16 protein-coding genes are annotated in these 19540 nt (G+C 62.2%); 6 read left to right on the top strand and 10 right to left on the bottom strand.

The window, feature by feature from the left end:
* Nucleotides 1–133: 133 nt before the first annotated feature.
* Nucleotides 134–1573 carry a DUF2867 domain-containing protein gene (locus ACP39K_RS13070; RefSeq protein WP_497008565.1) on the bottom strand — a complete coding sequence of 480 codons (1440 nt, stop codon included), beginning with the start codon at nt 1571–1573 and terminating at the stop codon, nt 134–136.
* 150 nt (nt 1574–1723) lie between these two features.
* On the opposite strand from ACP39K_RS13070, the gene ACP39K_RS13065 reads away from it, so the two are divergent.
* The gene (locus ACP39K_RS13065) at nt 1724–2071 is read left to right on the top strand and encodes a DUF1294 domain-containing protein (protein ID WP_497008564.1); all 348 of its coding nucleotides are present in this window, start codon (nt 1724–1726) and stop codon (nt 2069–2071) included.
* Nucleotides 2072–2100: 29 nt separating this feature from the next.
* Here the strand turns inward: ACP39K_RS13065 and ltaE are convergent, their stop codons facing one another.
* The 5 genes from ltaE to ACP39K_RS13040 all read right to left on the bottom strand — a co-directional run bounded on the left by ltaE (nt 2101) and on the right by ACP39K_RS13040 (nt 8896).
* Nucleotides 2101–3117: a low-specificity L-threonine aldolase gene (gene ltaE / locus ACP39K_RS13060; RefSeq protein ID WP_016928343.1), complete on the bottom strand. Its 1017-nt coding sequence runs from the start codon at nt 3115–3117 to the stop codon at nt 2101–2103.
* Between the two features lie 75 nt (nt 3118–3192).
* Entirely contained in the window at nt 3193–4914 is a 1722-nt protein-coding gene (gene poxB / locus ACP39K_RS13055) for a ubiquinone-dependent pyruvate dehydrogenase (protein ID WP_016928342.1), read from the bottom strand.
* A gap of 198 nt (nt 4915–5112) precedes the next feature.
* Nucleotides 5113–6114: an NADH oxidoreductase gene (hcr, locus tag ACP39K_RS13050; protein WP_033640826.1), complete on the bottom strand. Its 1002-nt coding sequence runs from the start codon at nt 6112–6114 to the stop codon at nt 5113–5115.
* Between the two features lie 56 nt (nt 6115–6170).
* Nucleotides 6171–7820, bottom strand: coding sequence for a hydroxylamine reductase (hcp, locus tag ACP39K_RS13045; protein ID WP_048796500.1), 1650 nt, complete (start codon nt 7818–7820; stop codon nt 6171–6173).
* Nucleotides 7821–7999: 179 nt separating this feature from the next.
* Nucleotides 8000–8896: a LysO family transporter gene (locus tag ACP39K_RS13040; RefSeq protein ID WP_004928363.1), complete on the bottom strand. Its 897-nt coding sequence runs from the start codon at nt 8894–8896 to the stop codon at nt 8000–8002.
* Nucleotides 8897–9083: 187 nt separating this feature from the next.
* On the opposite strand from ACP39K_RS13040, the gene ACP39K_RS13035 reads away from it, so the two are divergent.
* A complete protein-coding gene (locus ACP39K_RS13035; RefSeq protein WP_033640824.1) occupies nt 9084–10742 on the top strand; it encodes an ATP-dependent endonuclease in 1659 nt (552 codons plus the stop codon).
* Nucleotides 10743–10756: 14 nt separating this feature from the next.
* Here ACP39K_RS13035 and ACP39K_RS13030 read toward each other — a convergent pair whose 3' ends face one another.
* Entirely contained in the window at nt 10757–11710 is a 954-nt protein-coding gene (locus tag ACP39K_RS13030; protein WP_016928337.1) for a VirK/YbjX family protein, read from the bottom strand.
* A 194-nt stretch (nt 11711–11904) separates the two neighbouring features.
* On the opposite strand from ACP39K_RS13030, the gene macA reads away from it, so the two are divergent.
* Together macA and macB are read left to right on the top strand one after the other, a co-directional pair.
* Complete coding sequence (gene macA, locus ACP39K_RS13025) at nt 11905–13020, top strand: macrolide transporter subunit MacA (protein WP_028127988.1); 1116 nt, start codon at nt 11905–11907, stop codon at nt 13018–13020.
* Nucleotides 13020–14966: a macrolide ABC transporter ATP-binding protein/permease MacB gene (gene macB, locus ACP39K_RS13020; RefSeq protein ID WP_497008563.1), complete on the top strand. Its 1947-nt coding sequence runs from the start codon at nt 13020–13022 to the stop codon at nt 14964–14966. Before macA ends, macB begins: the two co-directional genes overlap by 1 nt.
* A gap of 87 nt (nt 14967–15053) precedes the next feature.
* Here macB and cspD read toward each other — a convergent pair whose 3' ends face one another.
* The gene (cspD, locus tag ACP39K_RS13015; RefSeq protein ID WP_004928349.1) at nt 15054–15275 is read right to left on the bottom strand and encodes a cold shock-like protein CspD; all 222 of its coding nucleotides are present in this window, start codon (nt 15273–15275) and stop codon (nt 15054–15056) included.
* Between the two features lie 355 nt (nt 15276–15630).
* On the opposite strand from cspD, the gene clpS reads away from it, so the two are divergent.
* Together clpS and clpA are read left to right on the top strand one after the other, a co-directional pair.
* Entirely contained in the window at nt 15631–15951 is a 321-nt protein-coding gene (gene clpS / locus ACP39K_RS13010; protein ID WP_004928347.1) for an ATP-dependent Clp protease adapter ClpS, read from the top strand.
* Between the two features lie 27 nt (nt 15952–15978).
* Nucleotides 15979–18258: an ATP-dependent Clp protease ATP-binding subunit ClpA gene (gene clpA / locus ACP39K_RS13005; RefSeq protein ID WP_004928343.1), complete on the top strand. Its 2280-nt coding sequence runs from the start codon at nt 15979–15981 to the stop codon at nt 18256–18258.
* Nucleotides 18259–18463: 205 nt separating this feature from the next.
* Here the strand turns inward: clpA and infA are convergent, their stop codons facing one another.
* Both infA and aat read right to left on the bottom strand, forming a co-directional pair.
* On the bottom strand, nt 18464–18682 hold the full coding sequence (gene infA / locus ACP39K_RS13000; RefSeq protein ID WP_002211347.1) for a translation initiation factor IF-1: 219 nt from the start codon (nt 18680–18682) through the stop codon (nt 18464–18466).
* Between the two features lie 105 nt (nt 18683–18787).
* Nucleotides 18788–19513 carry a leucyl/phenylalanyl-tRNA--protein transferase gene (aat, locus tag ACP39K_RS12995; RefSeq protein ID WP_033640822.1) on the bottom strand — a complete coding sequence of 242 codons (726 nt, stop codon included), beginning with the start codon at nt 19511–19513 and terminating at the stop codon, nt 18788–18790.
* Nucleotides 19514–19540: the final 27 nt, after the last annotated feature.

Here is a 19540-nt window from a genome sequence, read left to right as displayed (position 1 = left end):
CGGAATACCGGCGGGCGCTTGCGGCGCTCCCAGCAAATAAGATGCCATTCTTCCGTGATTTCGTGCGCTATGCAATCGGAAAGCCCCGAAGCACAGCGGCAAACTGTGCGGTTGATCGACAAATGAACGGCGTTCAGCGCTGTTGGCGGTCCAGGTTCTCGGCAAGCTCGGCGATGCGCTTCGCCATGCCGCGGAAAATGAACAGATGCGCGGGCATCATGGCGAACCAATACAGCAGCCCGCTGAAGCCGGCCGGATGCCACCAGGCGCGCACGTCCAGCGTGCGGCGATCGCCGCGATCGGTAATGGTGAAGCTCAATCGCCCCAGCCCTGGCGCCTTCATGCCGAACAGCAGCGCCAGTTGCCGCAGCGGTTTCAGCGTGATGACTTTCCAGCCGTCGATTTCGTCACCCAGCGCCAGGGTCGCGCGCGCCGGGCGGCCATAGACCACGCCGTTGCCGATCATGTCGTCCATGCGGGCGCGGACCCGCCACAGGATATTGGCGTAGAAATAGCCTTCTTCACCTCCCAGTTGCTGCACCGTTTGCCACAGCGCCTGGCTGCTGGCGGCGGTATTCAGCGCGCAACCGGCCTGTTTCGGGTAGTAGCCGTAGCCGGGGCGCCAGCGGGCCCGCGCCGCCGGATCGTAGCCCCAGTCGGCGGAATCGACCACCTCCAGTTCGCGCTGCAGCGTGGCGGTGACCGCCTGATCGAAGGTGTGCAGACGTTGCGGGATCAGGGCCTGCAACGGTTTGCCGTCGGCGGGCAGATCGTGCTTCAGGCCCTGGATCAGCGCGCGCGCGATCGGCGTCGGCACCGAGGTGATCAGGCTGATGAACCACACTGAAATCAGTCGCGTCGGCAAGGGGATCGGGATCAGCCAGCGCCGCTTGCCGCTGATGGCGATAAAGCGTTGGAACATGTCCTGATAGCTGAGGTATTCAGGCCCGGCGACGTCGAAGATGCGGTGTTCCTCCGCCGGGTGCGCCAGCAGATCGGCAAGGTAAACCAGCAGGTTCTCCAGCGCCACCGGCGACGACTTCGAGCGCACCCAGCGCGGCGGCGTCAGCACCGGCAGGTTATAGACCATGTCGCGCATCACTTCGAACGCCGCCGAACCGGGGCCGACGATGATGCCGGCGCGCAGCTCGGTCACCGGCACACCGCTCTGGCGCAGGATCTCGCCGGTCAGACGGCGGGCCGCCAGGTGCGGCGAACTGTCGTCGTTCGGCTGCAGCGCGCCGAGAAAGATCACCTGTTTGACGCCGGCATTGCGTAGCGCGTCGCGCAGGTTTTCCGCCGCCTGGCGTTCCTTCTCGATAAAGTCGTCGCCGTCGCCCATCGCGTGCACCAGATAGTAAAGCGTATCGATTTCCCACAGCGCCGCGCTCAGGGTGTCCGGGCGGTACAGATCGACATACAGGCAGTTGACCTGCGGCCAGTTCTGCTCCTGCAGCCACTCGATGCGCCGTGCGGCGGCGGTAATCTGGTGCCCCTGTTCGATCAGGTGCGGGATCAGGTTCTGGCCTATATAGCCGCTGGCTCCAAGAACCAGTACGCGTTGGGGTGTCATCGGGCCGCCTTGTGCGGTAGAGGATTGGCAGAACGACAGGATGCCAAATTCAGGGTTTAAATGCACATTTTGTATGGGTATAAGTCGGTTGCATCCATCCTGACGCAGGTTCACACTACGCGCCCCTTATCGCACGAAAAACCGGATGCCATGAAGCTCAATGTGATTTGTTACGCCCTGCTGGGTCTGGCGCTGATCGCCAGTTTGTTCTCGCCGCATCCGGTGTGGATGTGGTTGTTGCTGGCCAACCTGCTGACGTTTCTGATCTACGGCGGCGATAAGCTGGCGGCGCGCAAAGGGTGGCGACGGGTGCCGGAGGCGACGCTGTTGCTGTTCGGCTCGCTGGGCGGCTGGTTGGGCGCGCTGCTGGCGCAGCAGCTGTTTCGCCACAAAACCCAGAAGCAGCCGTTTAAAACCTGGTTCATCCTCAGCGTGGCGCTCAATCTGGCGGCGGTGCTGGGGCTGTGGTACTGGGTTTACGGCCGCTGGATCTTCTGATTGCGGGGCGCGGCCTGCGCCCCTGGCGATCAGGCGTGCTGCTGAAGAAACTCCCGCCACAGTTCGACCACCCGCTGCAGATCCTGACGGCTGACGTCGAGGTGGGTCAGAATGCGCGTCAGCGGGCCACTGCTGATCAGCACGCCGCGTTCGCGCATCCACGGACCGAATTTGGCCGCCAGCGCCGGCGGTTGGCGCAGGTACAGCACGTTGGTCTGCGCGCCGGGAGCGGCGATCTCCACGCCGATCTGCCGCAGCTGTTGCTCCAGCCAGACCGCGTTGTCATGGTCTTCGCGCAGCCGCGCAACGTTATGCTCCAGCGCGTAGAGACCGGCCGCCGCCAGGATGCCGGCCTGACGCAGCCCGCCGCCGGTCATCTTGCGCCAGCGCAGCGCGCGCTGAATGAAGGCTTCGCTGCCGCACAGCAGCGATCCGACCGGCGCGCCCAACCCTTTCGACAGGCAAATGGTGAAAGTGTCGCAGTATTGCACGATCTCTTTCAGCGGCAGGTTCAGCGCCACGGCGGCGTTGAAGATGCGCGCGCCGTCGATATGCAGCGCCAGCTGCCGCTCGCGGGTAAACTGCCACGCCTGCTGCAGGTAGGCCTGCGGCAGGACTCGGCCGCTGATGGTGTTTTCCAGGCTCAGCAGCCGGGTGCGGGCGAAGTGGATATCGTCGGGTTTGATGGCGGCGGCGAGCTTGTCCAGCGGCAGCGTGCCGTCGGCGTCAGCCTCGATCGGCTGCGGCTGAATGCTGCCCAGCACCGCTGCGCCGCCGGCTTCGTATTTGTAGTTGTGCGCCTGCTGGCCGACCAGGTATTCATCGCCGCGCTGGCAGTGGCTCAGCAGCGCCACCAGGTTGGCCTGGGTGCCGCTGGGCAGAAACAATGCCGCTTCTTTGCCTGACAGGCGCACCGCCTCGGCCTCCAGCGCGTTGACCGTCGGGTCATCGCCGTAGACGTCGTCGCCGACCTCTGCCTGAGCCATCGCCTGGCGCATGGCGGCGCTGGGGCGGGTAACGGTGTCGCTGCGTAGATCGATAAGCATAGGGTTCCTGGAATATAAGGGAGAGGAAAAGGGTACATGGCATCATATACCCTTTATTTCACCGGGGCAGCTTGCTTAGCGCAGCCAGTTGGTTTTCGCCAGCTCGACCACTTCGTCGCCGCGGCCGTTGATGATGGCGCGCAGCATGTACAGGCTGAAGCCTTTCGCCTGTTCGAACTTGATCTGCGGCGGCATCGCCAGCTCTTGCTTGGCGGTGACCACATCCAGCAGCGCCGGGCCGGGGTGCGCCAACATCTCCTGCAGCGCGCCGTCCAGATCGGAGGCTTTTTCCACGCGGATGCCCTTGATGCCGGCGGCGTTGGCGATCGCCGCGAAGTCCGGATTATGCAGATCGGTGCCGTCGGTCAGGTAGCCGCCTGCCTTCATCTCCATCGCCACGAACCCCAGCACGCTGTTGTTGAACACCACGATTTTCACCGGCAATTTGAGCTGCGCCAGCGACAGGAAGTCCCCCATCAGCATGGTGAAGCCGCCGTCGCCGCACATGGCGATCACCTGTTTATCCGGCGCGGTGGCCTGAGCGCCGATCGCCTGCGGCATGGCGTTGGCCATCGAACCGTGGTTGAACGAACCGAGCAGGCGGCGCTTGCCGTTCATTTTCACGTAGCGGGCGGCCCACACCGTCGGCGTGCCGACGTCGCAGGTGAAGATGGCGTCGTCGCTGGCATAGTGGCTGAGCTGCTGCGCCAGATACTGCGGGTGGATCGGCTGGTCGTCGTTGGCGGTCGCCAGCCCGTCGAGATCCTTGCGCGCGTTGCGATAATGCTCCAGCGCCTTGTCGAGGAACGCCCGGTCGCGCTTGGGCTCCAGCTGCGGCAGCAGGGCGGTGAGGGTGGTGTGGATATCGCCCACCAGCGCCATATTGACCGGGCAGTGCGCGCCGATGCTGCCGGGGTTGATGTCGATCTGAATGATGTTGGCGTTGGTGGGGTAGAACGCGCGATAGGGGAACTGGGTGCCGAGCAGCACCAGCGTGTCGGCGTTCATCATCGCGTGGTAGCCGGAAGAGAAACCGATCAGCCCGGTCATGCCGACGCTGTAGGGGTTATCCCACTCGATATGTTCTTTGCCGCGCAGCGCGTGCACCACCGGCGCTTGCAGCAGCTCGGCCAGCTTGACCACTTCATCGTGCGCGCCGGCGCAGCCGCTGCCGCACATCAGGGTGATGTTCTTCGCCTTGTTCAGCGTTTCCGCCAGCTTGTTCAACTCGCTCATCGGCGGCTGCACCAGCGGCAGCGCCGGGGTATGCCAGGTCAGCGTCGCGTCTTCCGGCGCCATGCGCAGCGCCACGTCGCCCGGCAAGACGACCACCGAGACGCCGCGATTGAGGATCGCCTTGCGCATGGCGATCTCCAGTACGCGCGGCAGCTGTTCCGGGTTGGAGACCAGTTCGCAATAGTGGCTGCATTCGCGGAACAGCTCCTGCGGATGGGTTTCCTGGAAGTAGCCGCTGCCGATTTCGCTGGAAGGGATGTGTGCGGCGATCGCCAGCACCGGCACATGGTTGCGGTGGCAGTCGAACAGGCCGTTGATCAGGTGCAGGTTGCCGGGGCCGCAGGAACCAGCGCACACCGCCAACTGGCCGGTAAGCTGGGCTTCGGCGCCGGCGGCGAAGGCGGCCACCTCTTCATGACGGGTGCCCAGCCATTCGATGGTGCCCATGCGGTGCAGGCTGTCGCTGAGGCCGTTGAGCGAATCGCCGGTCACGCCCCAAATGCGTTTTACGCCGGCTTGATCCAGCGTTTTGGCGATCAGTGTGGCTACGGTTTGCTTCATGGTTCCCCCAAACATGGTTTGAAAAACGATGTGGACTCGATCCGGTGAGTGGCAGCAGAACAACTGCAAGCATAGCTTACCGGCTGTGGACGAGATGCGGTCAGGAAGGGTAAAGAGCGTAGGACGGGGAAAAGTGTAACCGGGCTGGCCACGGGGAACTTGCCGATAAATGCCCCATCGCGGCGATGGGGCCAGGGATCACGCCAGCGTGACGTCGCCCTTTAGCTGGCAACTGCAGGCCAGCACGTAGCCCTGCGCGATTTCTTCCGCGCTTAGCGTCATGGTGCTGGTGGTGGTGTAGTCGCCCTCGAGGAGGCGGGTTTTGCACGAGCCGCACACCCCGGCGCGGCAGGCGGCGTTGACCGGCAGGGCATTGGCCTCCATCGCCGCCAGCAGGGTGCTGCCGACCGGCACGCGGAATTCGCGCAGCGGGCGGGCGGCGCGCAGCGTCAGCCCTTCGGTGGCATCGGCCTGCGCCGTCGGCGTGTGGAACTGCTCCTTATGGAAACGCTCGGCCGGCACGCCGAGCCGGCGACACAGCTGCTCCACGTGGTCCATGTAGGGCGCGGGGCCGCAGGTCATCACCGTGCGTTCGGCGATATCCGGCGCGGCCTGCCGCAGCGTCTGTTCATCGATGCGGCCGCTGAGGTAGCCGAGTTGCAGATCCTGCTCGGCCATCAGCGTCAGGCGCAGCTGCGGATGGGCGGCGCACAGCGCGCGCCACTGATCGGCGAAAATCGTGTCGGCGGGTGTGCGCACGTTAACGATCGCGGCGATATCACAGGTTGGACGGTTGGCGGTCAGCCAGCGGCACATCGAGACGATCGGCGTCACGCCGCAGCCGGCCGCCAGCATCAGATAACGATCGGCCGGGTGGCGCTCGCAGCTGAATTCGCCCTGCGCGTCGGACAGCCACAGCGTGTTGCCGGGCTTGACCTCTTGCGTCAGCCAGCGCGACCCGACGCCGTCCGGCAGGCAACGCACGCTGATGCTGAGAAAGCGGCTCTGGCCGGGCGAGGAGGAGAGCGTATAGGCGCGCAACGTCTCCTCGCTGTTGCGAATGCTGACCAGCGCGAACTGGCCGGCCTGGTAAGGATAGAAAACGTCGCAGATCAGGTTCAGCGTCCAGACGTCGGCGGTTTCACGCTGGATGGAATGCACCTGCATGCGGTTCGGGCAAAGCGGAGTGGGTTGAGTCATCGGGGCACCTCAAAAAACACAGGGGCCGGCGCAGGCGGCCCCATAACGTAATGGCATCAGGCGAGCAGCGCTGCGATATCCTGCTCCACGGTGGTGATCGGACGCAGGCCGAATTTCTCGTTGAGGATCGCCATCAGGTTGTCGGTCAGGAAGCCCGGCGCGGTCGGGCCGGTGACGATGTTTTTCACCCCCAGCGACAGCAGCGTCAGCAGTATGACGATCGCCTTCTGTTCAAACCACGACAGCACCAGACTGAGCGGCAGCTCGTTGACGCTGCAGCCGAGCGTGTCCGCCAGCTTGACCGCCAGCATGATGGCGGAGTAGGCGTCGTTGCACTGGCCGACGTCCAGCAGGCGCGGCAACCCCTCCAGCGTGCCGAAGTCCAGCTTGTTGAAACGGTACTTGCCGCAGGCCAGCGTCATGATCAGGCAGTCTTGCGGTACGCTGCGGGCGAAGTCGGTGAAGTAGCTGCGCTCGTCGCGGCTGCCGTCGCAGCCGCCGACCAGGAAGACGTGGCGCAGTTTTTTCTGCGACACCAGATCGATCACCGTATCGGCGGCGTTCAGCAGCGTCTGGCGGCCGAAGCCGACGGTGATCAGGTGCTCGATCTCGGTATAAGGGAAACCGTTCATGCCCTGGGCCTGGCGGATCACGGCGCCGAAGTCGTCGCCTTCCAGATGGTTGACGCCCGGCCAGCCGACGATGCTGCGGGTCCAGATGCGATCGCCGTAGTTGCCGACGTTAGGATCGATGATGCAGTTGGAGGTCATCACGATCGGGCCGGGGAATTTGGCGAATTCCGTCTGCTGGTTCTGCCAGCCGCTGCCGTAGTTGCCCACCAGATGCTTGAATTTTTTCAGTTCCGGATAGCCGTGCGCCGGCAGCATTTCACCGTGGGTGTAGACGTTGACGTTTTGTCCTTCGGTTTGCTCGAGCAGCATGCGCAGATCTTTCAGATCGTGCCCGGAGATCAGGATGGCTTTCCCGGCCACCGGGCGCACGTTGACCGCGCTGGGCTGCGGATCGCCGTAGGCCTGGGTTTCACCGCGATCGAGGATCGCCATCACGTTGAAGTTCATCTTGCCGATGCCCATGGCGTTGTTCAGCAGGGTATCGACGTCGCGCGGCCGGGTGCCGAGCCAGGCCATAAAGGCGTGGTAGTCGGCATAGAGTTGCTCGTCGAACTGGCCGAGCACGTGCGCGTGTTCCATATAGGCCGCCGCGCCTTTCAGGCCATACAGGCACAGCAGGCGCAAACCGTGTACGTCGTCGCCGACCTCGGCCTTGTCGCTGTTGAGGGCAAACTGCGCCGCCTGTTGCAGCAGCGCAGGCATATCGTCACCGGCCAACTGCAGGGCCGCCATCGGGTGATCGACGCGCACGCCGGCATCCAGCAACCGGCAACGGGCGGCCAGCGAGTCGCGCAGCAGCAGAGTTTCCCGCGCGTAGCCGATGATGCGCTGGGAATCGAAGTTGACGTTGGTCAGGGTGGAGAAGAAGGCACGCGGGGCGAAGCTGTCGATCTCGTGGTCGACGATGCCCAGCGAACGCGCCTGCAGCGCCCAGGCGGAGAGGCCCTGCAGCGCCGCCACCAGCAGATCCTGCAGGTCGGAGGTTTCCGCCGTTTTGCCGCACATGCCCTGAGCATACGCGCAGCCGTTGCCTGCCGGGGTACGGATGGTTTGTTCACATTGCACACAGAACATAGTCGCTTCCTTTTATTTTAAAGTTGCATTTGTAATGCTTGTTTAAAAGCATAGATCGGCGATCGGGGTTGCAAAAGGCTTTTGTGCGACTACTGCGGGCAAGTTTGATTTAGCGCAATTTTGCCGTGCGGATGGGAATTATTACGCTTTGGGGGCCGGGCGGCCCCCAGGGGAAAGGATCAGGAGAACAGGGCGATCAGCACCGGCGCCAGCAGGCTCAGCAGGAAGCCGTGGACGATGGCGGGGGGCACCATGTCCAGCCCGCCGCTGCGCTGCAGCACCGGCAGGGTGAAGTCCATCGAGGTGGCGCCGCACAGGCCGAGGGCGGTGGAGCGGCTGCGGCGCACCAGCGTCGGGATCAGCATGATCGCCACCAGCTCGCGCGCCAGATCGTTGAAGAACGCGGCGCTGCCCATCACCGGGCCATAGGCGTCGGTGATCAGAATGCCGGACAGCGAGTACCAGCCGAAGCCGGAGGCCATCGCCAGCCCGGCCTTGACCGGCAACCCCAGCAGCTGCGCCGCCAGCGCGCCGCCGGCCAGCGACGCGACGGTCACCACCAACGCCACCAGCGTGCCGCGGCGGTTGAGCACGATCTGGCGCAGCGTCATGCCGCTGTTGCGCAGCTGAATGCCGACCAGCAACAGCAGGAAGATCAGCGCATATTCGCTGCCTTTATGGGCGAACTGCAGCCATTGCCACTGCGTCAGGCCGAGCAGGAAGCCGCCGAGCACCACGCCGCACAGCTTGAGCGACTCCAGCGCCATGTGCACGCGCGAAGGCAGCTTTTCCTGTTTATGGCTGCTGCGCCACGGCATGCGCCGCTCCAGCAGCGCCAGCAACAGCAGATTGGCGCAGAGAATGCAGAAGAAGAACACCGCGCTGTACTGGAAGATCAGCACCAGATTGCTGCTGAGATCTTCCATAAACGCCAGGCTGATGCCCATGAAAAACAGGATCACGTACACCATCCAGCTGAGCAGCCGGTTGATCAGCACCAGCAGCGGGCGATGGCGTAAGGGAATGAGGTAACCGACAATCAGCGGTAACAGAATAATCAACAGTCCTGAGTACATGGTGCAGCTTGTGTCCTTGAGTTTTGAGGCGCGCCGAACGGTGGCGAGGAGCACACGCTAACCAAAAGCCCGGCCGGAGTAAAGCGGCAGATTTGACGCTGGCCGCTTGACCTGCAAGGGGTTTTTTGACCATGCTCTGTGAAGGTCGCCTCATTGAAGAGGCGACGGCGCGCACGGGAGGCGGCGGATGTTCTTGGAGCGTATCGAAATTGTAGGTTTTCGCGGCATTAATCGGCTGTCGCTGATGCTGGACGACAACACGCTGTTGCTCGGCGAAAACGCCTGGGGTAAATCCAGCCTGCTGGATGCGCTGACGCTGCTGCTGGCGCCGGAGCAGAAGCTGTATCGGTTTGAAGCGCACGATTTCCATTTCCCCCCCGGTGAAGAGTCAGCCAAAGAGCGCCACCTGCAGGTGGTGTTCACCTTCTGCGAAAAAGACATCGGCCATGCGCACCTGCCGCGCTATCGCCACCTGACGCCGCTGTGGGTCAAGGGCGAAGATGGCCTGAGCCGCATTCATTACCGCTGCGAGGGCGAGCTGGCCGACGACGGCACGGTGTGCACCTGGCGCGGTTTTCTCGACGCCGACGGCAACGCCTTTCAACTGCACCATATCGAACAACTGGCCCACGCCATTATCCGCATTCATCCGGTATTGCGCCTGCGCGACGCGCGCTTTATTCGTCGCCTGCGCCCCAGCAGCCTCGGCGATGAACGCAAACCCGATACCCAGGCGTTGGCGCAACAGTTGGATCAGCTGACGCGCGAGCTGGTGCGCAATCCGCAGAAGCTGACCAACGGTGAGCTGCGCCAGGGGCTGGCGGCGATGCAGCAGCTGCTGGAGCACTATTTCGCCGAGCAGAGTTCGCAGGTGACGCGGCCGCGCCGCCGCGGCGGTGAACCGGAGCAGGACGCCTGGCGCGCGCTGGACGGCATCAACCGCATGGTGGCCGAGCCGAACAGCCGCAGCATGCGCCTGATCCTGCTGGGCATGTTTTCCACCCTGCTGCAGGCCAAGGGCGACGTCAAGCTGGATCCCCATGCCCGGCCGCTGTTGCTGGTGGAGGACCCGGAAACTCGCCTGCACCCGATCATGCTGTCGGTGGCCTGGGGGCTGCTCAATCAGCTGCCGCTGCAGCGCATCACCACCACCAACTCCAGCGAACTGGTGTCGCTGGTGCCGGTGGAGCACGTCTGCCGGCTGGTGCGCGAGTCGGGGCGGGTTGCGACCTACCGTCTCGGGCCGCGCGGGCTGAGCGCCGAAGACGGGCGGCGCATCGCGTTTCACATTCGTTTCAACCGGCCGTCGTCGCTGTTCGCGCGCTGCTGGCTGCTGGTGGAAGGCGAGACCGAAGTGTGGCTGCTGAACGAGCTGGCGCGCCAGTGCGGCTATCATTTCGAGGCGGAAGGGGTGAGGGTCATCGAATTCGCCCAGTGCGGCCTGAAGCCGCTGCTGCGCTTCGCCCGCCGCATGGGCATCGAGTGGCATGCGCTGGTGGACGGCGACGAGGCAGGCAAAAAGTACGCCAACACCGTGCGCAGCCTGCTGGACAATCATGAAGACAACGAACGCGATCGGCTGACCGCGCTGCCGGCGCCGGACATGGAACACTTCATGTTCCGTGAAGGGTTCGCCCCGGTCTATCACCGAATGGCGTCGGTGCCGATCAACGCGCAGATGCCGGTGCGCAAGGTGATCCTGAAAGCGGTTCATCACTCGTCGAAACCGGATCTGGCGATTGAGGTCGCTATGCAGGCCGGCGAATGGGGCACGGACTCGGTGCCGCCGCTGCTGAAGAAAATGTTCTCACGGGTAATCTGGCTGGCGCGCGGCCGGGCGGACTGACAGCCCGCCGGGCGTCATCGGGCGCAGAAATGTGCCGCCAATTCCTGTTCCAGCGCGTCCAGCAGCTGATAGCGACGGCGATACTCGGCGCGCTTCTTGCTGGCAATCTCTTCGATAGGTTTGCGGGCGATGCGCTCGGGCAGCAGGAAATAGCCGCTGTCGAGCGGTTTGGCGCCCATCGACAGCCAGAACTGATCGTAATCGGCGTGCAGTTGGCCCTTCTTCTTACTCTGGTAACGCCAGTTTTGATAGATATGGGTGGCATTGCCGACGGCTACGATCTGGCGGATGCCGAGATGCCGCGCCAGCGTGCAAATGCCTTCCAGCACCAGCCGTTTAGGGAACAGACCGTGACACTCCTTGGTGGTGTGCTGGATCTCGGCGTGCGGCACCTCATGGTTCGCGCCCTGCAGGCCGCCGATGAACAGCGTCGGTTGCTGCTGATAATGCATCAGCGCAAAGGTGATTTCCGCCAGCATCACACCGTTGGCGTTGCGCAGCAGCAGCGTGGCTTCCCCTTCCTTATTCAGTTTGTCGATCGCCGCCAGTTCCAGCGCGATCGGCGCTTCGTTTTTGCCCATCGCGCGGGCCAGCACGAAAGGCTGTGGGCCGAGGTGGCCGAGACGCATCTTCAGCGGCATGCGCTGCACGATGAGATCGTAATGATCGCGCAGGGCGAACAGGCATTCGATCTTGCTCATGTTGGCCGCCAGGTAGGGGCGATGCAGCTTGCACGGCAGGTTCGGCTGCGCGCTCAGGATCTCCTCCCGCAGCGGGTTGCTGGCCAGGGTGCTGAGCAGGCCGCTGGTGGTGCGCCAGTTGAGCAGCGAACGGCCGAGAAACTTCAGGCGAAACGAGGTTTTTTTCCAGGCGTTGCTCGGTGCCTTTTCGCCATTGATCAGCGCCGTCATCAGTTGCCAGCCGTTAAGCGGCCGGGCGGAGGCGAGTGGGTAGCTGAGCTGTGACATGATGAAATCCTTGGCTGTGTTGAATGGCGTTATTTCATCAAGGTTTCACTAAACGGGAGTTCAATGCTGAACTGTAACCAGACGTGTCTCCACATTGTGTTGAGCTAAGGTTTAGTTATTCCCTACGTTGCATGCTAATTTAGCTCCGCCGCCGCAATGGGCGGTTGATATTCACAAGCACAGGCAGGTCCATTTTGACAGGGTTTAAAGGACATAAACGCCGCTGGATACTCGTTCTGGCGGTGATTGCGGCGATTGCCGCGGCGGCCGTTTGGCACTTCCGCCATCCGGCGCCGACCGATTTCAAAACGGTGAAGGTCACCAAGCGCGATCTGCAGCAGAACGTGTTGGCGACCGGCCAGCTGGACGCGGTGCGCAAGGTTGACGTCGGCGCGCAGGTCAGCGGGCAGTTGGAAAAACTGTATGTCGAGATCGGCGACAAGGTGAAAAAAGGCCAGTTGCTGGGGGTTATCGATCCGCAACAGGCGCAGAACAGCATCCGCGAAGGCGAGGCGACGCTGCGCGAACTGCATGCGCAACTGCTGCAGGCGCAGGCCGAACAGCAACTGGCGGCGGTCACGCTGCAGCGCAACCAGGCGCTGGCCAGGCTGCAGGCGGTGTCGCGTCAGGATCTGGACCAGGCGGCGACGCAGTTGGCGGTGAAGAAGGCGCAGGTGGGCACCATCAATGCGCAGATCGCGCGGAATCAGGCCAGCCTGGACACCGCCAAGATCAACCTGGCCTACACCCGCATCGAAGCGCCGATGGATGGCGACGTGGTGCAGATCACCACGCTGCAGGGCCAGACGGTGATCGCGGCGCAGCAGGCGCCGAACATTCTGACGCTGGCGGATCTCGGCACCATGCTGGTGAAGGCGCAGGTGTCGGAGGCCGACGTCATTAACCTCAAGCCAGGTCAGAAGGCCTGGTTCACGGTGCTGGGCGATCCGACCCGGCGCTTCGACGGCGTGCTGAAAGACATTCAGCCGACGCCGGAAAAGGTCAACAACGCCATCTTCTATTATGCGCGTTTCGAAGTGCCCAACCCGGAAAGGTTGCTGCGCTTGCAAATGACGGCGCAGGTGCATATTCAGCTGGCCGGCGTCCAGCAGGCGCTGGTGATCCCGCTGGCGGCGCTGGGCGATCAGATCGCCGACAATCGCTACCACGTCTCGGTGTTGAAACAGGGCAAGGAAGAGAAGCGCGAGGTGGCTATCGGCCTGCGCAACAATATCGACGTGCAGATCCTCCGCGGGCTTGAGGCGGGCGATGAGGTGATCGTCAGCCGCGGCGGCGTGGAGGCCGGCTGATGGCGGCGCTGTTGCAGCTGAGCGGCATTCGCCGCAGCTACCGTTCCGGCGAGCAGACGGTCGAGGTGCTGAAGGGGATCAGTCTGAGCATCGACGCCGGTGAAATGGTGGCGATCATGGGGGCTTCCGGCTCCGGCAAATCGACGCTGATGAACATTCTCGGCTGTCTGGACAAGCCGAGCGCCGGCGTGTATCGGGTGGCCGGGCAAGATGTGGCGACGCTGAGCGACGATGCGCTGGCGCAGCTGCGGCGCGAGCATTTCGGCTTTATCTTTCAACGCTACCATCTGCTGCCGCACCTGAGCGCGGCGCACAACGTCGAGGTGCCGGCGGTGTACGCCGGGCTGGGCAAAGCGGCGCGGCGCGAACGGGCGGAGGCGCTGTTGCGGCGGTTGGGGCTGGGGGAGCGCGTCAACTATCGGCCGAGCCAGCTTTCTGGCGGCCAGCAGCAGCGCGTCAGTATCGCCCGCGCGTTGATGAACGGCGGGCAGGTGATCCTGGCGGATGAGCCGACCGGCGCGCTGGACAGCTACTCCGGCGAAGAGGTGATGGCGATCCTTAAACAGCTGTGCGCCCAGGGGCACACGGTGATCCTGGTGACTCACGATCCGGCGGTGGCGCGCCAGGCGGAGCGAATCATCGAGATCCGCGACGGCGAGATCATCGCCGACTCGCGCCCGGCGCCGCCGGAGGATACCCAGGCCAAGCCGCTGGCGCTGGCCGCAACGGCGCCTTCCTGGCGGCAGATGGGCGGCCGTTTCCGCGAGGCGCTGATCATGGCCTGGCGCGCGATGGCGGCCAACAAGATGCGCACCGCGCTGACCATGCTCGGCATCATTATCGGCATCGCCTCGGTGGTGTCGATCCTGGTGATCGGCGACGCCGCCAAGCAGATGGTGCTGGCGGACATCAAATCCATCGGCACCAATACTGTCGATATCTATCCCGGCAAGGATTTCGGCGACGACGATCCGACCTATCGGCAATCGTTGAAATACGGCGATCTCGACGCGCTGCGCGAACAGCCGTACATCAGCGCGCTGTCGCCGAGCATCAGCAGCAGCATGCGGCTGCGCTTGGGCAACGTCGATGCGGCGGCCAACGTCAACGGCGTCAGCGAGCAGTTCTTCCGCGTGTACGGCATGAGCTTTACCCAAGGCGTCGGCATCGATCCGATGCAGGTACAGTCGCAGGCGCAGACGGTGGTGATTGACGCCAATACCCAACGGCGGCTGTTCCCGCACCAGAAGAACGTGGTGGGGGAAGTTATCCTGGTGGGCAACATGCCGGCGACGGTGGTCGGCGTGGCCAAGGAGAAGCAGTCGATGTTCGGCAGCAGCAAGACGCTGAACGTGTGGGTGCCGTACAGCACCATGGCCAACCGGCTGATGGGCAACAGCTATTTCGACTCGATCACCGTGCGCATCCGCGACGGTTACGACAGCAAGGAAGCGGAGCAGCAACTGTCGCGCCTGTTGACGCTGCGCCACGGTAAAAAGGACTTCTTCACCTATAACATGGACAGCCTGGTGCAAACCGCGGAGAAAACCACCCGCACGCTGCAGCTGTTCCTGACGCTGGTGGCGGTGATATCACTGGTGGTCGGCGGCATCGGCGTGATGAACATCATGCTGGTGTCGGTAACCGAGCGCACGCGCGAGATCGGCATCCGCATGGCGGTGGGCGCGCGTTCCGGCGACGTGTTGCAGCAGTTCCTGATCGAGGCGGTATTGGTCTGCCTGGTGGGGGGCGCGCTGGGGATTACGCTGTCGTTCGCCATCGGCCTGGCGGTGCAGTTGGTGTTGCCGGGTTGGCAGATCAGTTTCCCGCCGGCGGCGTTGCTGAGCGCGTTTCTCTGTTCTACCGGCATCGGCGTGGTGTTCGGCTATCTGCCGGCGCGCAATGCCGCGCGACTGAATCCGATCGATGCGCTAGCGCGCGAGTAAGTAAAGGGCATAAAAAATGCCAGTCACACGGCGGCTGGCATTTTTATCGCAGTCAGGGGCAAGGCAGCGCGACGCTGCCGGAAGCGTTCAGGACAGCGCCTCGCTTTCCACCGGCACAATAAGACTGGCATGGTTCCCTTTCGGCCCTTGATGCACGTCGAAGCTGACCTGCTGGCCCGCCTTCAACGTTCTGTAACCATCCATCTTGATGGTGGAATAATGCGCGAAAATATCTTCGCCGCCGCCGGCTGGGCAGATGAAGCCAAAGCCTTTGGCGTTGTTAAACCATTTAACAGTACCCGTCTCCATGCTTTTACATCCCTCGCAACGCTATTTTAAGTGAGATGAATAACTGAATTCGCACCCGCCGTGGGCGGGTAGCAGGGTGGACAAGGGGTGGTTAAAAGACCACCAGCCACGAATTTACACTCTAGAGCAAATGATCGGGGCGTCAAGGGATCGGCTTTTGTCGGCGGGGAGCAGTTCACCAAAGTTTGAAGCAGGTAACGCTATTGCCACGATTCAGTCACAATTGGCCCGTTTTTTTGCGCACGTTACAGTGCGGCGGGACGATGCCGAAGATGATAAAATAGTAACTATCCCCACTTTGAATAACCGAAACCTGCCCCCATATCAGAGGGCAGAGCAGAGAAGATGAGCAGCGATGGGCAATAACAACGACTGGCTAAACTTTGAACACTTGGCCGAAGAAAAACAAATCGATGCGGTAAAACCGCCGTCTATGTATAAAGTTATACTTAACAACGACGATTACACACCGATGGAATTTGTGATTGACGTTCTGCAAAAGTTCTTTTCTTATGATATTGAACGCGCAACGCAACTGATGCTCACGGTCCACTATCAAGGTAAGGCGATCTGTGGTGTTTTTACCGCCGAGGTGGCGGAAACCAAAGTCGTCCATGTGAACCGGTACGCAAGGGAGAACGAGCATCCGTTGCTTTGTACGCTGGAAAAAGCCTGAATAAGGCAATCTATTGGGGAGGTGCTTATGCTCAATCAAGAACTGGAACTCAGTCTCAACATGGCTTTCGCCAGGGCGCGTGAGCACAGACACGAGTTTATGACCGTGGAGCACCTGTTGCTGGCGTTGCTGAGCAACCCTGCCGCGCGAGAAGCGCTCGAGGCATGTACGGTGGATCTGGCCGCGTTGCGCCAGGAGCTGGAAGCCTTCATCGAACAAACTACACCGACGCTGCCCGCCGGCGAAGAAGAGCGCGACACTCAGCCGACGCTCAGCTTCCAGCGCGTGTTGCAGCGCGCGGTCTTCCATGTGCAATCTTCCGGCCGCAGCGAAGTGTCCGGCGCCAACGTGTTGGTGGCCATCTTCAGCGAGCAGGAGTCGCAGGCGGCTTATCTGCTGCGCAAGCACGACGTCAGCCGTCTCGACGTGGTGAACTTCATTTCACATGGCACGCGTAAAGACGAGCCGGGCCAAGCGCCGAATGCGGAAAACCCGGTGAACGAAGAGCAGTCCGGAGGGGAAGACCGTATGGAAAACTTCACCACCAACCTCAATCAGTTGGCCCGTGTGGGCGGCATCGATCCGTTGATCGGCCGCGATCGTGAGCTGGAGCGCGCGATTCAGGTGCTGTGCCGCCGTCGTAAAAACAACCCGCTGCTGGTCGGCGAATCCGGCGTGGGCAAGACCGCCATCGCCGAAGGTCTGGCCTGGCGTATCGTGCAGGGCGACGTGCCGGAAGTGATGGCGGACTGCACGCTGTATTCGCTGGATATCGGTTCACTGCTGGCCGGCACCAAATACCGCGGCGACTTCGAGAAACGCTTCAAGGCGCTGCTCAAGCAGCTGGAGCAGGATCAGAACAGCATCCTGTTCATCGATGAAATTCATACCATCATCGGCGCCGGTGCGGCTTCCGGTGGGCAAGTGGATGCCGCCAACCTGATCAAACCGCTGCTGTCGAGCGGCAAGATCCGGGTGATCGGCTCGACCACCTACCAGGAATTCAGCAACATCTTCGAAAAGGATCGCGCTTTGGCGCGCCGCTTCCAGAAGATCGATATCACCGAACCGACGGCGGAAGAGACCGTTCAGATCATCAACGGCCTGAAGGCCAAGTATGAGGCGCACCACGACGTGCGTTATACCGCCAAGGCAATCCGCGCCGCGGTGGAGCTGTCGGTGAAATACATCAACGATCGTCATCTGCCGGACAAGGCGATCGATGTGATCGACGAGGCGGGCGCCCGCAGCCGGTTGATGCCGGCCAGCAAGCGCAAGAAAACCGTCAACGTGGCCGATATCGAATCCGTGGTGGCGCGCATCGCGCGCATCCCGGAGAAAACCGTGTCGGCCAGCGATCGCGACGTGCTGAGAAACCTGGGCGATCGCTTGAAGATGCTGGTATTCGGCCAGGATCAGGCGATCGAAGCGCTGACCGAAGCGATCAAGATGAGCCGCGCCGGTCTGGGCCACGAGCGCAAGCCGGTCGGTTCCTTCCTGTTCGCCGGGCCGACCGGGGTCGGGAAAACCGAGGTCACCGTTCAGTTGGCCAAGGCGATGGATATCGAGCTGCTGCGTTTCGACATGTCCGAGTACATGGAGCGGCATACCGTCAGCCGCCTGATCGGCGCGCCTCCGGGCTACGTCGGTTACGATCAGGGCGGGCTGCTGACCGATGCGGTGATCAAGCATCCGCATGCGGTGGTGCTGCTCGATGAGATCGAGAAGGCGCATCCGGACGTGTTCAACCTGCTGCTGCAGGTGATGGACAACGGCACGCTGACCGACAACAACGGCCGCAAGGCGGATTTTCGCAATGTGATCCTGGTGATGACCACCAACGCCGGGGTGCGGGAAACCGAACGCAAGTCGATTGGTCTGGTGCAACAGGACAACAGCACCGACGCGATGGAAGAGATCAAGAAGGTGTTTACGCCGGAGTTCCGCAACCGTCTGGACAACATCATCTGGTTCAACCATCTGTCTACCGAGGTGATCCAGCAGGTGGTCGACAAGTTTATCGTCGAACTGCAGGCGCAACTGGATGCGAAGGGGGTCTCGCTGGAAGTGAGCGACGAAGCGCGCGATTGGCTGTCGGTGAAGGGTTACGACCGTGCGATGGGCGCTCGTCCGATGGCGCGAGTCATGCAGGAAAACCTGAAGAAACCGTTGGCCAACGAGTTGCTGTTCGGTTCGCTGGTGGACGGCGGTTCCGTGAAGGTCGAGCTGGACAAGGACAAGAAACAGCTGACTTACCACTTCCTCAGCGCCGCCAAGCGCAAAGCGGACGAGGGCGCGGTGCACTAAGGCCGCCTTCAGGCAAAGAAAAAGCGATGCTTCGGCATCGCTTTTTTTATGGGTGAGATTCACCGTACAACAGAAACGAGTGAGCCCTCTCAGTTTACCTGCGCACCTGCAACCCGTTATGTAACGTCGCTGCGGGGGTAAACGGAAAGGGCTCCCGAGGGATTACATCCTCGATGCCGCCAGCGTGTGGCGCGCGGTGAGCCGATTAACGGCTACGGAAGACAATGCGGCCTTTGCTCAGGTCGTACGGGGTCAGCTCTACAGTGACTTTGTCGCCCGTCAGGATGCGGATATAGTTTTTACGCATTTTACCGGAGATGTGTGCGGTTACCACGTGCCCGTTTTCCAATTCAACGCGGAACATGGTGTTCGGCAGCGTATCAAGAACGGTGCCCTGCATTTCAATATTGTCTTCTTTGGCCATCGAATCCTCTAGGTCTAACTACCTTAGTTTTTAACCGGCAAGATAATGCCGAAAAACCCCCATTATGTAAAGATGTGTCGGTGAACATTGCACCGTTTCCACCAATTAGTTTGCTGGGGAGGGCGGTTCAACCGGCTGTGGGGATATGACTTGCGGCGCCCAGCACGCCGGTGCCAAAGGCCGCCGTTGAAGGGTGCTGAGCTGCTGCAAAAATTGACGGCGCGGAATTTCACGCGCGCCAAGGCGGGCAGTGTGAGCGTTCAGCACCTGGCAGTCAATCAATTCCCCGCCATAAGCGGCAAAATGGCGGCAAAAGGCCATCAATGCGCATTTTGAGGCGTTGGTGACGCGGCTGAACATCGATTCGCCGCAGAACAACGCGCCCTGCGCCACACCGTACATGCCGCCGACCAGTTGATCATCCTGCCATACCTCCACCGAGTGCGCGTAGCCGAGGCGATGAAGATGTTGATAGGCACGCTGTACCTCCGGGCCGATCCAGGTGCCTTCATTCGGCCGGTGGGCGCAGGCGGCGATCACCGCGGCGAAGTCGTGATTAAGCGTGATGCGAAACGGATCGTGGCGAAGAAAGCGTTTCAGGCTGCGGTTGAGATGAAACTCGGCTGGGAACAGCACCGCACGCGGATCGGGTGACCACCACAGAATCGCTTCCCCCGGCGAGTACCAGGGGAAGATGCCGCGCTCGTAGGCTGCCAGCAGCCGCGGCGCCGTCAGGTCGCCGCCGATCGCCAGCAGGCCATTGGGATCGCGCAGGGCGCCCTCAGGCGAGGGAAACGCCAGCGACTGGGGGGAAAGCTTAACGATGCGCATACAGGGTTTCTGCGTCCTCTACGGGCC

Source organism: Serratia sp. EC4 (assembly GCF_059652115.1).
The sequence above is the reverse complement of the archived record's forward strand: the minus strand, read 5'-3'. Positions and strand labels throughout refer to the sequence as shown.

Excerpts from the sequence above, each read along its gene's own strand:
- ACP39K_RS13070 (WP_497008565.1), bottom strand. The coding sequence starts at position 1,573 with ATGACACCCCAACGCGTACTGGTTCTTGGAGCCAGCGGCTATATAGGC.
- ACP39K_RS13065 (WP_497008564.1), top strand. The coding sequence starts at position 1,724 with ATGAAGCTCAATGTGATTTGTTACGCCCTGCTGGGTCTGGCGCTGATC.
- ltaE (WP_016928343.1), bottom strand. The coding sequence starts at position 3,117 with ATGCTTATCGATCTACGCAGCGACACCGTTACCCGCCCCAGCGCCGCC.
- poxB (WP_016928342.1), bottom strand. The coding sequence starts at position 4,914 with ATGAAGCAAACCGTAGCCACACTGATCGCCAAAACGCTGGATCAAGCC.
- hcr (WP_033640826.1), bottom strand. The coding sequence starts at position 6,114 with ATGACTCAACCCACTCCGCTTTGCCCGAACCGCATGCAGGTGCATTCC.
- hcp (WP_048796500.1), bottom strand. The coding sequence starts at position 7,820 with ATGTTCTGTGTGCAATGTGAACAAACCATCCGTACCCCGGCAGGCAAC.
- ACP39K_RS13040 (WP_004928363.1), bottom strand. The coding sequence starts at position 8,896 with ATGTACTCAGGACTGTTGATTATTCTGTTACCGCTGATTGTCGGTTAC.
- ACP39K_RS13035 (WP_033640824.1), top strand. The coding sequence starts at position 9,084 with ATGTTCTTGGAGCGTATCGAAATTGTAGGTTTTCGCGGCATTAATCGG.
- ACP39K_RS13030 (WP_016928337.1), bottom strand. The coding sequence starts at position 11,710 with ATGTCACAGCTCAGCTACCCACTCGCCTCCGCCCGGCCGCTTAACGGC.
- macB (WP_497008563.1), top strand. The coding sequence starts at position 13,020 with ATGGCGGCGCTGTTGCAGCTGAGCGGCATTCGCCGCAGCTACCGTTCC.
- cspD (WP_004928349.1), bottom strand. The coding sequence starts at position 15,275 with ATGGAGACGGGTACTGTTAAATGGTTTAACAACGCCAAAGGCTTTGGC.
- clpS (WP_004928347.1), top strand. The coding sequence starts at position 15,631 with ATGGGCAATAACAACGACTGGCTAAACTTTGAACACTTGGCCGAAGAA.
- clpA (WP_004928343.1), top strand. The coding sequence starts at position 15,979 with ATGCTCAATCAAGAACTGGAACTCAGTCTCAACATGGCTTTCGCCAGG.
- infA (WP_002211347.1), bottom strand. The coding sequence starts at position 18,682 with ATGGCCAAAGAAGACAATATTGAAATGCAGGGCACCGTTCTTGATACG.
- aat (WP_033640822.1), bottom strand. The coding sequence starts at position 19,513 with ATGCGCATCGTTAAGCTTTCCCCCCAGTCGCTGGCGTTTCCCTCGCCT.